This is a genomic window from Phycicoccus sp. Soil802 (assembly GCF_001429605.1).
Taxonomy (GTDB): Bacteria; Actinomycetota; Actinomycetes; order Actinomycetales; family Dermatophilaceae; genus Pedococcus.
Map to the genome: position 1 here is coordinate 565,110 of NZ_LMSS01000005.1, position 14,416 is coordinate 579,525.

The following is a 14,416-nucleotide window of genomic DNA, read 5'->3' on the forward strand; positions in this document are numbered from 1 at the left end:
CGGTAGAACTCATCGCGCGGGCGAGCGACCTGTTTTGTCAGTCGCCGAGGCGGTGGGCGACGAGGAAGATGCGGCGGAACGGGAAGATCACGCCGATCGGCGTCCTCGGGTATGCCGCGCGCAGCCTCGCGTCGTAGTCCGCCAGGAAGGCGTCGCGCCGGGTCTGGTCGGTCAGGGCGTCCAGCACGGGCCGCAGTCCGGTCCCGCGGACCCACTCGAGGACCGGGTTCGCCTGGCGCGCCTCGGGGTCGAGGACGTGTTGGTAGGTCGTCTCCCAGCCGTCGACGTCGAGGCCGACACTCCCGAGCAGCTCGACGTAGACCGACGGCTGCTCGACCTGCAGACGGTCCAGCGCGGGACGGAGGAGGTCCGCGTCGGGGTGGTCGCTCGCTACCGCACGCATCAGGGCGTGCGACGGTGCGTCGAGGTTGCCCGGCACCTGCATCGCGAGCCATCCGCCCGGGGCCAGGGCGGCTGCCCACTGCGTGAGGAGGTCGAGGTGGCCGGGCACCCACTGCAGGGTCGCGTTGGTGACGATGACATCGGGGGCGGCACCGAGCGTGGCCGGATCCCATTGCGCCACATCGGATTCCACCCACTCGACACGAGTCTCCGTGTCGAGCGACCGCGCCGCGTCGAGCATCTGGTGCGAGTGGTCGACCCCGACGACCCGGGCGTCCGGCCAGCGCTCCGCGAGCGACAGCGTCAGGGGGCCGTTGCCACAGCCGAGGTCGACGACCAGGCGCGGCGCGGTCGCGCCCACCCGTGCCATCAGGTCGCCGAACGGACGGGACCGGTGGTCGGAGAACTTCGCGTACTGCTGGGGATCCCAGGTGGTGCTCATGACGGTGACCTCTCGACGACCCACTTGGTAGTTATCTTGACATCAAGATACTTGATGGAGGGTAGAGTTGTCACCATGTCGACTCCCCCGCCCGACGACGTCGACCGCATCGTCCAGGCGTGGCACCGCGAGCGGCCCGACCTCGACGTCGCACCGCTCCAGGTGCTGTCCCGCGTCTCGCGCCTGGCCCGCAGGCTCGACCTCGACCGCGTGCAGGCGTTCGCCAGCCACCAGCTCGAGGGCTGGGAGTTCGACGTGCTCTCGGCGCTGCGCCGGGCCGGCGCTCCCTACCAGCTCTCGCCGGGACAGCTCATCCGCCAGACCCTGGTCACCAGCGGGACGATGACCAACCGGGTCGACCGCCTCGAGCGACGTGGTCTGGTGAGCCGCAGCCCCGACCCGTCCGACCGGCGCGGCGTCATCGTGCGGCTCACGCCCACGGGTCAGCGCACCGTCGACGACGCGATGGCCGACCTGCTCGACCGCGAGCGCGACCTCCTCGCGGAGCTGTCCACCGACGACCGCGACGAGCTCGCCGCGATGCTGCGGCGGCTGCTTTCCCCCTTCGAGACCTGATCCGCCCGGAGCTGGGGCCTGGGTCCTCAGCCGACGATCTCGGCGGCCGCGAGCCACTCGAGCTCGAGCCCCTCGCGTTCGTCGACGATCTCGCGCAGCTGGCCGTTGAGGGTCAGCACCTTCGCGTGGTCGGTGGCCGACTCGGCCATCTCGGCGTGGATGCGTTCCTCGCGCTGGGCCAGCCGGGCCAGCTGCTTCTCGACCCGCGCCATGTCCTTGCGGGCCTCGCGCAGCTCAGCGGGGCTGTGCGTCGGGGTGGCTGGCGCAGCCACTGGCGTGGGCGCAGGCCCACTCCCCGACGACGCGTCGCCGGAGGCGGATGACGACGACGCCGACGTGCGCGGCGAGAGCGTCGGGGCGGGCTGGGCGTGGCGCAGCTCGAGGTACTGCTCGACCCCACCGGGCAGCTCGCGGATCTTGCCGTCACCCATCAGGGCGACCTGCTTGTCGCAGGCTCGCTCCAGCAGGTAGCGGTCGTGCGAGACGACGAGCAGCGTGCCCGCCCAGCCGTCGAGGACGTCCTCCAGCGACGTCAGGGTCTCGATGTCGAGGTCGTTGGTGGGCTCGTCGAGGAGCAGCACGTTGGGCTCGTCCATCAGGAGACGGGTCAGCTGGAGCCGGCGCCGTTCGCCACCGGACAGGTCCGACACCCGCGTCTGCTGGCGACCCCCGGTGAAGCCGAGCCGCTGCGCGAGCTGCGACGCGCTGATCTCCTTCTTGCCCAGACGGATGTACTTGCGGACGTCCTCGATCGCCTCGATGACGCGCCAGTCGGCATACCGCTCCAGCTCCCGCACCTCCTGCGTGAGGTAGGCGAGCCGCACCGTCACGCCCTGCTTGCGCTTGCCGGACGACAACGGGACCGATCCGGCGATGGCCCGCAACAGCGTGGACTTGCCCGCACCGTTGACGCCGACGATGCCGACCCGCTCCCCCGGCGCGAGGTGCCAGGTGATCCGGTCGAGCAGCAGCCGGTCGCCGAGGGTCACGGAGGCGTCCATGAGGTCGACCACGTCCTTGCCGAGGCGGGTCGTGGCGAAGCGCGTCAGCTCGACGTCGTCGCGCGCGGGTGGCTCGTCGGCGATGAGGGCGTTGGCCGCGTCGATGCGGAACTTCGGCTTCGAGGTACGCGCCGGCGGACCTCGGCGCAGCCAGGCGAGCTCCTTGCGGAGCAGGTTGTCGCGCCGCTCGGCGGTGACCGCGGCCATCCGCTCGCGCTCGGCCTTGGCGAGCACGTATGCCGCGTAGCCGCCTTCGAAGGCGTTGACCTTGCCGTCGACGACCTCCCAGGTGGCGGTGGCGATGGCGTCGAGGAACCAGCGGTCGTGGGTGATCGCCACGACGGCGTTGTCAGGCCGCGCGCGGTGCCGCACGAGGTGCTCGGCCAGCCAGGCCACCCCCTCGACGTCGAGGTGGTTGGTCGGCTCGTCGAGGAACAGCACCGTCGGGTCCTGGACAAGCAACCGGGCCAGCCCGAGGCGCCTGCGCTCCCCGCCCGACAGCGGCCCCACGAGCGCGTCGAAACCGCCGACCGACTCGGCCTCGATCCCACCCAGCAGACCCGTCAGGACGTCGCGGATGCGGGGGTCACCGGCCCAGACGTGTTCGGCGAGGTCACCGAGGACGGCCTCGCGCACGGTGTGCTCCGGGTCGAGGATGTCCTCCTGGGCGAGCACGCCGACGCTCGAGACCCCGGCCCGGGTGACCCGGCCGGTGTCGACGCCGCGCTGGCCCGCGAGCACCCGCAGGAGCGTGGTCTTGCCACCGCCGTTGCGGCCGACGACGCCGATGCGGTCGCCACCGAGCACGCCGAGGGAGACCTCGTCGAGCACCTGGGCGGTGCCGAGGGCCAGGGACGCGCGCTCGACACTGATGAGGTTCGCCATCGGTCAGCCCGGCCGCGGGGCGCTGATCACGTGGGCGCCATGGGCCGGACCCGTTGCGCGGCGTACGTCCTGCACTGCGCCGGAGGCGGTGAGGGACACGGCCAGGTCGAGGGCCGCCTCGTTGGACTCCGCGACGAAGGCGATGGTCGGGCCGGACCCGGACACGATGCCACCCAGGGCACCGAACTCCAGCCCCGCCTCGAGCACGTCACCCAGCGCGGGCATCAGGGAGATCGCCGCCGCCTGCAAGTCGTTGGTGAGGGCCGCACCCAGGGCGCGGGCATCGCCGGAGCGCAGGGCCGTCATCATCTCCGGGCTCGGTGAGGGCTCCGGGACGGGACGGTCGCCACGCAGCCGGTCGCACTCGGCATACACGGCGGGCGTGGAGAGCCCGCCCTCGCTGAGGGCGAACACCCAGTGGTAGCTGCCCCGCGCGAGCACCGGCGCGAGGACCTCACCACGCCCCGACCCCATGGCGGTGCCGCCGCCGAGCAGGAAAGGGACGTCACTCCCGAGGCTCGCGGCGATCTCCTCGAGCTCGGGCCGGCTCAGGCCGGTGCCCCAGAGGTGGTCGCAGGCGACCAGGGTGGCGGCGGCGTCGGCGGAACCCCCGGCCATCCCGCCCGCGACGGGGATGTCCTTGCGGATGGTGATGTGCACGGGTTCGTCGACGCCGCCAACCTCCGCCAGCCGCTGCGCCGCCCGCGCCGCGAGGTTGGTGCCGTCGACCGGCACGCCGAGGGACTGCGGGCCCGACACGGCGATCCCCCACTCCGGCGCGCTCATCACCGTCACCTCGTCGAAGAGGTTGACGGCGTGGAAGATCGTCGAGAGCGGGTGGTAGCCGTCGTCCCGCGGTGCGCCGACGAGGAGCTCGAGGTTGACCTTCGCAGGGACGCGCACCGTCACCGACGACGGCGGCAGGGCTGCAGAGGTCATGGCCGCCACCCTAACGGGGTGCGGGTCACCGCGCGGATCGGCTGGTCCGCGCTCCGGCGGGGGCCCGCGACGCAGCGCGGATCGGGACATCTGCACAGAACCTTCACACCATCTGCGCCTCCCCTGCGCGGTCACTCTCCTACTCTCGAGAATGTGAGCACCAAGCCCCGCGTCCTGGTCGTCGAGGACGAACCCACCATCGCCGAGGCGATCGCTGCCCGGCTCGTCGCCGAGGGCTTCGACGTCGAGCAGGTGCACGACGGGCTGGTCGCCCTCGACCGCGCCGCGGCCTGGGATCCCGAGGTCGTGGTGCTCGACGTGATGCTCCCCGGCCTCGACGGCCACGAGGTGTGCCGCCGGCTCCAGGCCGAGCGTCCGGTGCCCGTGCTGATGCTCACCGCGCGGGACGACGAGACCGACCTGCTCGTGGGGTTGGGGATCGGCGCCGACGACTACATGACCAAGCCGTTCTCCATGCGTGAGCTGGTGGCCCGGATCCGGGCCCTGCTGCGACGGGTCGAGCGCGCGGCCGCCGCCGGTGCCGGAGGGGGCGCCGGCACGGTCCCGCCCACGGTCGACGTCAACGGGCTGCGGATCGACGGCGCGCAACGGCGGGTCTGGTCGCGCGACGACGAGGTGCACCTGACCCCCACCGAGTTCGACCTGCTCGCGTGCCTGGCCGCCCGGCCCGGTACCGTGCTGACCCGCGAGGCGCTGCTCGCAGAGGTGTGGGGCTGGGCCGACGCCTCCGGCACCCGCACGGTCGACAGCCACGTGAAGTCGTTGCGCCGCAAGCTCGGCGCCGACCTCCTGCGCACCGTGCACGGTGTCGGTTACGCGTTGGAGGTGGGGCGGTGAGGTACGACGTGCGCCCGCTCGACAGCATCCGGTCGATCAAGGTCAAGCTCGGCCTGCTCGTCGCCGTGACCGTCACGGTCGCGTCGGTCCTGGCCGTCGTGGGCACCCGAGCGGGGCTGTCGCCGTGGGCGACCGTGCCGGTCGCGGTCCTCGCCGCACTCGGCGTCACCCAGCTCCTGGCCCGCGGCATGACGTCGCCGCTGCGTGAGATGACGAATGCCGCCCAGCGGATGGCGACCGGCGACTACTCACAGCGGGTGCACGCCACCTCCCGCGACGAGGTCGGTGAGCTGGCCAGGGCGTTCAACCGGATGGCCGCCACGCTCGAGCTCGTCGACCGCCAGCGTCGCGACCTCGTGGCCAACGTCTCGCACGAGCTGCGGACGCCGATCTCCGCCCTCCAGGCGGTGCTCGAGAACCTCGTCGACGGGGTTTCCGAGCCGGGACCCGAGGAGCTCCGCCTCGCCCTCGCCCAGACCGAGCGCCTCGGCCGGCTGGTCAACGACCTGCTGGACCTCTCGCGCGTCGAGGAAGGCGTGACACCGTTGCGGGTCAAGGAGATCCGCCTGGCGGACTTCCTGACCGAGGCGGTCGCGCAGGCTCGGGTCGACGGGCTGCGCTACGCCGTGACGGTCGAGCCCGAGACCCTGACCGTGCCCGCCGACCCCGACCGGCTGCACCAGCTGCTCGCGAACCTCATCGACAACGCCTCGCGGCACAGCCCGTCGGGCGGCCTGGTCCAGGTCAGCGCCGAGGCTGCCGGAGGGGACGTGCTGGTCGCCGTCGCCGACGAGGGGCCCGGCATCGCGGCCTCGGACCGCCGAGCCGTCTTCGAGCGCTTCACCACCAGCGCTGCCCACAACAGCGGCACCGGCCTCGGTCTGGCCATCTCGCGGTGGGTCGCCCAGCTGCACGGCGGCAGCATCGCCGTCGCCGACAGCGACCGGGGCTGCCGCATCAACGTCCTGCTTCCGACGGATGCGGACCGTCCGACCACCACGAAGGAGCCCGTCATGAGCACCCTCACCCCACCCGCCCCGCTCCCGGAGAGCCCGCCGACACCGCCGCGCGACTCGCTCGCGTCGTGGTGGCCGGACGCACCGCGCCGCCGTCCCGCGATCGTCACCGCAGCGCTGGTCACCGGCGCCGCCGCCGCCATCGTCATCCCCGACCGCAGTGAGGGACTCGGCACGGCCCTGGTGTTCGCCGCGGTCGTCGGGACCGTCTTCGCGGCCCGCACCGCCGTCGGAGCACAGCCGCGCTGGTCCTGGCGCGACGGCCTGGATGCCGCGATCGTGGCGATGCTGCTGGCCACCTTGGTGCTGCGGGACGCGGAGTGGATCACCATCCTCTGCCTGCTCGCCGGCCTCGCGCTCGTCGCCGTGAACTCGACCCGGGCCCGCAGTGTGGTGGGGCTGCTGGCGACCGCCGCGGCCGTCCCGCTCGCGAGCCTGCGCGGCCTGCCGTGGCTCGGACGCACCCTCAAGCCCCGCACCAGCGTCGCGGCGTGGCTCCCGGCCGCCCGGACCGCCCTCGTCTCGGTGGTGCTGCTGCTCGTCTTCGGTGCGCTCTTCGCCTCCGCTGACGCGCTGTTCGCCTCCTGGGTCGACAGCGTCACCCCCGACATCACCTGGAACGACCTGCCGGCCCGCGTGGTCCTGGCCCTGTTCATCGCGGCTGGGACGCTCGCCGCGGCATACGTCAGCATGGCTCCGCCGACCGTCGACCGACTGCAGCTGCCCCTGCGACCCAGCCGCCGGCAGTTCGAGTGGCTGGCGCCGGTGACGGTCGTCAACGCGGTGTTCCTGCTGTTCCTCGTCGCCCAGGCCACGGCCCTGTTCGGCGGCCACGCCTACCTGCAGCGCACGACCGGGCTCACCTACGCCGACTACGTGCACGAGGGGTTCGGCCAGCTCACCGTCGCGACGATCCTCACCGTGACGGTGGTCGCGTGGGCCGCCCGCAAGGCCACGCCGGGCCGCACCCGTGACCTGGCCCTCGGCTTGCTCTGCGCCATGACCATCGTGGTGGTGGTCTCGGCCCTGCACCGGATGCACCTCTACGAAGAGGCCTACGGCTTCACCCGGCTCCGGCTGCTCGTGTCGGTCTTCGAGGGCTGGATCGGTGTGGTGGTGCTGCTGGTGATGGCGGCCGGCGTCGTGAAGGCACGCGGCTGGCTGGTGCCGATGGCGGTGCGGCTCGGGGCGGTCGGCCTGTTGGGGCTCGCCGTCTTCAACCCCGACCTCTACATCGCGGAGCAGAACCTGGCCCGGCCCGACTCGACGATCGGGACCGACTACGTCTACCTGGCCAACCTGTCGACGGACGCCTACCCGGCGATCTGGAAGCTGCCCCAGGAGCCGTTCGCCTGCGTCACCGGGACGGGCGAGCTGTCCAGGCCGTCCGGCGACGACTGGCTGGAGTGGAACCTCGGCCGGGCTCGGGCCCGTGGCCTGCTGGCCGAGCGGCCGATCGCCACCAGCGAGCCCGCAGGCGACGTCTGCCACCCGACCCGCTGACCGTGGGCGGACCTAGGCGGGGGTGAGTGCGGCCCGGGCGGTCGCGATGGCGGCGAACTCCTCGATCCCCAGCTGCTCGCCGCGCGTCCGGGGGTCGATCCCGGCCGCCCGCAGGCACTCCTCGGCCCGGGGCGCCGACCCCGCCCACCCCGCCAGGGCGGCGCGCAGGGTCTTGCGCCGCTGCGCGAACGCGGCGTCGATGCAGGTGAAGGTGTCGCGCCGGCTCGCCGTGGTGATGGGAGCGGCGCGTCGTTCGAGCAGCACCAGGCCGGACTCGACGTTCGGCACCGGCCAGAAGACGCTGCGGGGCACGGTCCCCGCGAGCCGCACCGCGGCATACCAGGCGGCTTTGACGCTCGGCACCCCGTAGGCCTTCGAGCCGGGCTTGGCCGCGAGTCGCTCGGCGACCTCTAGCTGCACCATCACGAGCACGCGTTCGAGGGTGGGGAACGCCTCGAGGAAGTTCAACACGACGGGCACGGAGACGTTGTAGGGCAGGTTCGCGACGAGGGCGGTGGGCTGTGGGTCGGGCAGCTCGCGCACTTGCATCGCGTCTGCGTGCACGAGTGTCAGGCGGTCCGCGTATGCCGGTGCGAGCCGGCGCACGGTGCCCGGCAGGGCCTGCGCGAGGTTCGGGTCCACCTCCACCGCGGTGACGTGGCCGACCTCAGGCAGCAGCGCGAGGGTGAGCGACCCCAGGCCAGGGCCCACCTCGACCACGGAGTCGTCGGCGGTCACCCCGGCCAGGCGCACGATCCGCTTCACCGTGTTGGCGTCGACGACGAAGTTCTGGCCCCACTGCTTGGTCGGGCGCAGACCCAGGTCGGCGGCGATCTCCCGGATCTGGGCGGCTCCGAGGAACCCGCTCTGCTCGACCATGGCGCCGACTCTAGGGGACACCCGCGCCCCACCTTTATCGGGTCATGGGACAAAGGTCCGCCTCACCCGACAAACGTTCTCGGGTGAGGCGGACCTTTCAGGGGTGAAGCCCCGGAGGTGTCTGCGGGTCAGGCAGCGTGCGCGCAACCCCACGGGCCGAGACCGGCCTTGGCGTAGTAGCGGTTGGCGACGGTGATCTGCTCCGCCCGCGAGGCCAGGTCGGGGCGCGACGCGAAGTCGTCCCCGCCGTTGGCCAGCCACGAGCTGATGCTGAACTGCAGGCCGCCGTAGTAGCCGTTGCCGGTGTTGATCGACCAGTTGCCGCCGGACTCGCACTGGGCGATCCGGTCCCACATGGCGGCGTTGGACAGGTTGATGCCGGCGCCGGAGGTGTCGCCCGCGTCGCGGGTCGGACGGGACTTCGTGCCCACGGCGACGATCCGGCCGACTGGCTGCTGCGTCACGGTGGCCGAGATGATCTTCTTGCTCTCGACCTTGCCGTCGACCTTGGTCACCTTGTAGGTGACGACCTTGGCGCCAGCGGAGCCGGCCTTGATGGTCTTGGTCTGGTCCTTGTAGAGGCTCGAGTCCGAGCGCTTGGTGACCGGCGGCGCGATGGCCTTGGTCTCCTTGATCCGCGTGGAGGTCACCCGCAGGACGGCGATCTTCAGGCCGGGCGTGACCGCGGTCGTCGCACCGGGCTTGACCCGGTCGTCGGCGTCCTTGGTGATCTTCAGCTCGGACAGCACGTCAGCGACGGTCGCGCCGGTGGTGGTCGCGGTGCGGTTCTTGCCGTCGACCCGGACGACGACCTGCTTGGGCGTGGTCACGGAGAGGACCAGGCCCTGGCGGCCGAGCGGCATGGAACGGGAGGCCGACAGCTTGGCGGAGTCGGCGCGGATGCCGAGCTCCTGCAGCGCGGCCGAGACGGTGGTGGCGGTGGTCCAGTAGTCGCGCGTGCGTCCGTCGATGGTGACGGTCAGCTTGCGTCCGTAGCGGACCACGATCTTCTGGCCATCGGCCACCTGGGTGCCGGGTGCCGGGACGACCACGTCGTGCTCACGAATCGAGATGTCCTGCTTCTTGAGGATGTCACCGACAGTGCTGCCGAAGGCGTGGACTGTCGAGGCCTTGCCGTCCACCGAGAGGGTGACGGACTTGTCAAGGTGCGAGACGCCGACGGCGCCAGCGACGAGGCTGGTGACGACCGCGGCTTGGGCGATGCGTCGAACGGGACGGGTGATCACAATGCTCCAGAGTTCGTACTCCCCGGGCATCAGTGCGGTGTCGCGGCCCGTGTCCCGGTGGTACCTGGGACAAAGGCAGAGGGGCCGCTCTGGTCCGCCGTCGTGGCGGTTGAACAACCCCTGGTCGCGTCACCGGGAGGGTCTGACCCCGGCCAACAGTCATCCACCATGACCACCTTTTCGGCAAAGGTCAAATTTTGGTAACGGAAGAGTCCGGGTTTCGCCAAGCCACATCGATGTGATTCGCAGGGTCGTGAGCGGGGCCCTCCGCGGGTCGTCCGCAGGTCGTCCGCAGGGCACCGCGGGTCGTCCGCGGGGGTCTCACCAGGGGCCGTAGACGGCCTCCGCGTTGTCGCTCACGGCCTGGCAGAGGGTCGGCACCGCGACGCCCATGACCCCCGCCATCGCCCGGACCGTGAGCGGCACGAGGTACGGCGCGTTGGTCGCGCCGCGCCAGGGCGCGGGCGTCAGGTACGGCGCGTCCGTCTCGACCATGACCCGGTCGAGCGGCGTCACCGACAGCGCGTCACGCAGTCCGCGGGCGTTCTTGAAGGTCACCGTGCCGGCGAACGACAGGTAGTACCCACGGTCGGCGCAGGTGCGCGCCATCGAGACGTCGCCGGAGAAGCAGTGCATGACGGTCCGCTCAGGCGCCCCCTCCTCCTCGAGGATGCGCAGCACGTCGTCGTGGGAGTCCCGGTCGTGGATCTGCAGCGCCTTGCCGGTGCGCTTGGCGAGGTCGATGTGCCACCGGAACGAGTCCTGTTGCACCCCAACGCCATCCGGTCCGGTGCGGTAGTAGTCCAGGCCGGTCTCGCCGATGACCCGCACTCTCGGGTGCGTGGCCAGCTCCTCGATCTCCGCGTATGCCGCGTCGAGGGTCCCAGCCTCGGCGAGCTTCGGAGCCTCGTTGGGGTGCAGGGCGATGCCGCCCAGCATCGCGGGGTGCCGGTCGACCATCTCGACGGTGAACCGTGCTCCCGGCAGGTCGCAGCCGATCTGCACCAGCCGGTCCACGCCGACCGCCTTGGCGGCCGCGATCGCGGCCGCCACGTCGGGCGCCCCTTCGCCGTCCCGGGCGATGTCGAGGTGCGTGTGGTTGTCCACGACCGGGATCGGCAGGGGGTCGGGAGCATCGGGCACCCGGTGGTGACCCCCCTTCCCCGGGTCAGCCTTCGCCATCACCAGGGGTGTCGCCCTCACCCGGGGCATCGTCGCGGAGCCGGGCGAGCTCCTCCTCGACGACGGCCTCGTCGAGCTTGGTGAAGATCGGTGTGGGCTTCACCACAGTCGCCCCGATGACCACGGGTTGGGACTCCCAGCGGGGGGTCTGCGAGTACTCCCCGGTGATGATCGGGTAGCTGCGGTCGACGTCCCCGTCGTCCAGCCCCGAGACGTCCTGCAGCACCGGCATCGGCATGAAGGCGTCTTCGCCACCGCCGAACGCCGCGTGCACGGCGTTGGACGAGTGCGGCAGGAACGGCGCCAGGATGCGGTTGAGGTCGGCCACGCACTGGGTGAGCGTGTGCAGCACCGTGGCCAGCCGTTCGCGCTGGTCGTCACCCTTGAGCTTGAACGGCTCGGTGTCGGTGACGTACTTGTTCACCTCACCGACGGTGCGCATCGCCTCGGCGACCGCGGACTTGATCCGCTGCTTGGCCAGCAGGTCGCCGACGACGTCGAACGCGGCCAGCACCTTGGCGCGGACCGCCTCGTCGACCGGCTCCAGGGGCCCGGGCTGCGGGATCTCACCGAAGCTCTTCGCGACCATCGCGGCCGTGCGGTTGACCAGGTTGCCCCAGCCGGCGACGAGCTCGGAGTTGTTGCGCTGGACGAACTCGGCCCAGGTGAAGTTGGCGTCCTGGTTCTCGGGTCCGGCGGCGCAGATGTAGTAGCGGATCGCATCCGGGCCGTAGCGCTCCAGCACGTCGCGGATGTAGATGACGTAGCCCCGGGACGTGGAGAACTGCTTGCCCTCCATGGTGAGGTACTCGCTCGACACGACCTCGGTCGGCAGGTTGAGCACCCCGAACTCACCGGGCTCGCCCCCACGACTGCCGCGACCGGCATACCCGAGGAGCTCGGCCGGCCAGATCTGGGAGTGGAAGGTGATGTTGTCCTTGCCCATGAAGTAGTAGGACAGCGCCTCGGGGTCGTTCCACCACTCGCGCCAGCGCTCGGCGTCGCCCTGGCGACGGGCCCACTCGACCGATGCGGACAGGTAGCCGATCACGGCGTCGAACCAGACGTAGAGCTTCTTGGCGGGGTTGTCGCGCCACCCGTCGAGGGGCACGGGGATGCCCCAGTCGATGTCGCGGGTCATCGCGCGCGGGCGGATGTCGTCGAGGATGTTCAGGCTGAACTTGATGACGTTCGGTCGCCAGGTGCCGCTCTCTTCGCGACCCGCCAGCCACTCGCGCAGGGCGTCGGCCAGCGCGGGGAGGTCGAGGAAGAAGTGCTGCGTCTCGATGAACTCCGGCACCTCGCCGTTGATCTTCGACCGCGGGTTGATCAGGTCCGTGGGCTCGAGCTGGTTGCCGCAGTTGTCGCACTGGTCGCCGCGCGCCTCGGGGTAGGAGCAGATCGGGCAGGTGCCCTCGATGTAGCGGTCGGGCAGGGTCCGCCCGGTCGACGGGGAGATCGCACCACTCGTGGTCTGCTCGACCATGTAGCCGTTCTTCCAGACCTGGGTGAACAGCTCCTGCGCGACCGAGTAGTGGTTGGTGGTCGTGGTGCGCGTGTAGAGGTCGTAGGAGCAGCCGAGGTCGGCCAGCTCGGCGGCGATGATCGCGTGGTTGGTGTCGACCAGCTGCTGCGGTGTCACACCCTCCTTGTCCGCGAGGACGAGGATCGGGGTGCCGTGCTCGTCGGAGCCGCTGACCATGAGGACGTCGTGGCCGGCCATCCGCATGTACCTGCTGAAGACGTCGGAGGGCACGGCGAACCCGGCCACGTGGCCGAGGTGCCGGGGACCGTTGGCGTACGGCCAGGCGACAGCAGACAGGACTTTGGACACACCTGAATCCTAGGGGTGGCCGCCAAACGCATTTCGGCCGCTGTCGAGACCCGCCCTGCTGCCGCCCGCGCCCTTCCGCACTTGTTGCTCACAGGTCCTCATCGGAGGGCCAGATCGCCGTCCCGTGACCACCGCAGCGCAACAAGTCCCATCCCTCCCGCACTTGTTGCCTGCAGATGCTCACCGGTGGCCCAGATCGCCGTCCCGTGACCACCGCAGCGCAACAAGTCGATGGGCCGTGTCCCGAACCAGGTGGGCGCCGGGCGTGAGCCGCCCCGGTATGCCGCGTGAACGGCATACCGGGGCGGTGCCCGGCCGCGGTCAGTCGCCCTTGACGTTGACGACCTGCCGCAGCGTGTGCCGGACGGTCACCAGGTCGGCGGCGTCAGCCATGACCTGGTCGATGTCCTTGTACGCGCCCGGGATCTCGTCCAGGAACGCCTCGGTGTCCCTGAACTCGATGCCCTGCATCGCCTCCCGGAGCTGCTCGTGCGTGAACTGCTTCCGGGCTGCGCTCCGGCTGTACTGCCGCCCCGCACCGTGCGGTGCAGAGCTGAGCGCGACGGCGTTGCCAAGGCCCTCGACGACATACGACCGAGTTCCCATCGAGCCGGGGATCAGGCCGAGCTGGCCGGTCTTCGCCTCGATGGCTCCCTTCCGCGACACCCACAGCTGCTTCCCCCAGTGGTGCTCCTGCTGGGTGAAGTTGTGGTGGCAGTTGACCCGCTCGTGCTCGACGACCGACGTCCCGAGGAACTCCCCGAGCTGCCGCAGGACCCGGTCCATCATCTCGTCCCTGTTGAGCAGCGCGTAGTGCTGCGCCCACCGGAGCTCCCGGATGTACGCCCAGAACTCGTCCGTCCCCTCCACGAGGTAGGCGAGGTCCCGATCGGGCAGGTCGATCCAGTACCGCTCCATGAGCTGCCGTGCGATCGCGATGTGGTGCTGCGCGATCTTGTTGCCGACACCCCGCGAACCGGAGTGGAGGAAGGCCCAGACCCGGTCCTGCTCGTCAAGGCTGACTTCCACGAAGTGGTTGCCGGAGCCGAGCGTGCCGAGCTGGAGCCGCCACCGTCCGGCCCGCTGGTCGGGGTCGAACTGCGCCGAGGTCGCCATCACCTCGAGCTCGTCGACCCTCGACTCTGCCGTGGCCACCACCTTCTGGTTTGCGGCGCCGGCCGACAGCGGGATCGCCCGCTCGATCGACTCCCGAAGCGGGGTGAGCGACCGGCCCTCCAGGTCTGCAGCAATGAACTGCGTGAGGACGGCGATCATGCCGCAGCCGATGTCGACCCCGACGGCCGCGGGCATGACGGCCCGCTCGGTCGGGATCACCGAACCGACGGTCGCGCCGAGACCGAGGTGGGCGTCGGGCATGAGGGCGACGTGGGGGAAGACGAAGGGCATCTGTGAGGTGCGCAGCGCCTGCTCCTGGGTCTTCCCTTCGAGGATCGAGGCCCAGTTCATGAGCCGGGTAGAGATCTGATGCATGACGCACCTCCTTGATACGTAACGGATTTCGTGCAGGCGTCGCCGTGTGCGGGCCGCAGACGAGCGTGACAGGTATGCCGCGCAACCGCATCGCCTTTTCCGCTAGCGGGGCGTCGAAGGGGTTTGCCGTCGCGAGAAGGACTACGGGTTTTTCCCGATGT

Annotated in this window: 11 protein-coding genes; 3 read left to right on the forward strand and 8 right to left on the reverse strand. The window is 70.9% G+C overall.

Features of this window, described 5'->3' with window-relative positions:
• Positions 1 to 37 precede the first annotated feature (37 nt).
• Entirely contained in the window at positions 38 to 844 is an 807-nt protein-coding gene (locus ASG91_RS13705) for a methyltransferase domain-containing protein (RefSeq protein ID WP_056923151.1), read from the reverse strand.
• A gap of 75 nt (positions 845 to 919) precedes the next feature.
• On the opposite strand from ASG91_RS13705, the gene ASG91_RS13710 reads away from it, so the two are divergent.
• Positions 920 to 1,420: a MarR family winged helix-turn-helix transcriptional regulator gene (locus ASG91_RS13710; RefSeq protein WP_056923152.1), complete on the forward strand. Its 501-nt coding sequence runs from the start codon at positions 920 to 922 to the stop codon at positions 1,418 to 1,420.
• A 26-nt stretch (positions 1,421 to 1,446) separates the two neighbouring features.
• Here the strand turns inward: ASG91_RS13710 and ASG91_RS13715 are convergent, their stop codons facing one another.
• Together ASG91_RS13715 and ASG91_RS13720 are read right to left on the reverse strand one after the other, a co-directional pair.
• Positions 1,447 to 3,306: an ABC-F family ATP-binding cassette domain-containing protein gene (locus ASG91_RS13715; protein ID WP_056923153.1), complete on the reverse strand. Its 1,860-nt coding sequence runs from the start codon at positions 3,304 to 3,306 to the stop codon at positions 1,447 to 1,449.
• Between the two features lie 3 nt (positions 3,307 to 3,309).
• A complete protein-coding gene (locus tag ASG91_RS13720; RefSeq protein ID WP_056923154.1) occupies positions 3,310 to 4,245 on the reverse strand; it encodes a 4-(cytidine 5'-diphospho)-2-C-methyl-D-erythritol kinase in 936 nt (311 codons plus the stop codon).
• A 153-nt stretch (positions 4,246 to 4,398) separates the two neighbouring features.
• Between ASG91_RS13720 and ASG91_RS13725 the strand changes: the two genes are divergently transcribed.
• Together ASG91_RS13725 and ASG91_RS13730 are read left to right on the forward strand one after the other, a co-directional pair.
• Positions 4,399 to 5,103 (forward strand): response regulator transcription factor, encoded by a 705-nt coding sequence (locus ASG91_RS13725; RefSeq protein WP_235543351.1) that lies wholly within the window; start codon positions 4,399 to 4,401, stop codon positions 5,101 to 5,103.
• A complete protein-coding gene (locus tag ASG91_RS13730) occupies positions 5,100 to 7,622 on the forward strand; it encodes a DUF4153 domain-containing protein (protein WP_056923155.1) in 2,523 nt (840 codons plus the stop codon). The genes ASG91_RS13725 and ASG91_RS13730 overlap by 4 nt, the downstream gene beginning before the upstream one ends.
• 12 nt (positions 7,623 to 7,634) lie before the next feature.
• Here ASG91_RS13730 and rsmA read toward each other — a convergent pair whose 3' ends face one another.
• The 5 genes from rsmA to ASG91_RS13755 all read right to left on the reverse strand — a co-directional run bounded on the left by rsmA (position 7,635) and on the right by ASG91_RS13755 (position 14,255).
• Positions 7,635 to 8,501, reverse strand: coding sequence for a 16S rRNA (adenine(1518)-N(6)/adenine(1519)-N(6))-dimethyltransferase RsmA (gene rsmA, locus ASG91_RS13735; RefSeq protein WP_056923156.1), 867 nt, complete (start codon positions 8,499 to 8,501; stop codon positions 7,635 to 7,637).
• 128 nt (positions 8,502 to 8,629) lie between these two features.
• Complete coding sequence (locus tag ASG91_RS13740; protein WP_056923157.1) at positions 8,630 to 9,748, reverse strand: resuscitation-promoting factor; 1,119 nt, start codon at positions 9,746 to 9,748, stop codon at positions 8,630 to 8,632.
• 321 nt (positions 9,749 to 10,069) lie between these two features.
• Complete coding sequence (locus ASG91_RS13745) at positions 10,070 to 10,930, reverse strand: TatD family hydrolase (RefSeq protein ID WP_056923158.1); 861 nt, start codon at positions 10,928 to 10,930, stop codon at positions 10,070 to 10,072.
• On the reverse strand, positions 10,917 to 12,764 hold the full coding sequence (gene metG, locus ASG91_RS13750; RefSeq protein ID WP_056923159.1) for a methionine--tRNA ligase: 1,848 nt from the start codon (positions 12,762 to 12,764) through the stop codon (positions 10,917 to 10,919). Before metG ends, ASG91_RS13745 begins: the two co-directional genes overlap by 14 nt.
• Positions 12,765 to 13,085: 321 nt before the next feature.
• Entirely contained in the window at positions 13,086 to 14,255 is a 1,170-nt protein-coding gene (locus tag ASG91_RS13755; RefSeq protein WP_056923160.1) for an RtcB family protein, read from the reverse strand.
• Positions 14,256 to 14,416: the final 161 nt, after the last annotated feature.

What these genes read in the sequence shown, in the direction of transcription:
- ASG91_RS13745 (WP_056923158.1), bottom strand. Translation starts at nt 10,930, where the DNA reads ATGGCGAAGGCTGACCCGGGGAAGGGGGGTCACCACCGGGTGCCCGAT.
- ASG91_RS13755 (WP_056923160.1), bottom strand. Translation starts at nt 14,255, where the DNA reads ATGCATCAGATCTCTACCCGGCTCATGAACTGGGCCTCGATCCTCGAA.
- ASG91_RS13720 (WP_056923154.1), bottom strand. Translation starts at nt 4,245, where the DNA reads ATGACCTCTGCAGCCCTGCCGCCGTCGTCGGTGACGGTGCGCGTCCCT.
- ASG91_RS13715 (WP_056923153.1), bottom strand. Translation starts at nt 3,306, where the DNA reads ATGGCGAACCTCATCAGTGTCGAGCGCGCGTCCCTGGCCCTCGGCACC.
- ASG91_RS13705 (WP_056923151.1), bottom strand. Translation starts at nt 844, where the DNA reads ATGAGCACCACCTGGGATCCCCAGCAGTACGCGAAGTTCTCCGACCAC.
- ASG91_RS13710 (WP_056923152.1), top strand. Translation starts at nt 920, where the DNA reads ATGTCGACTCCCCCGCCCGACGACGTCGACCGCATCGTCCAGGCGTGG.
- rsmA (WP_056923156.1), bottom strand. Translation starts at nt 8,501, where the DNA reads ATGGTCGAGCAGAGCGGGTTCCTCGGAGCCGCCCAGATCCGGGAGATC.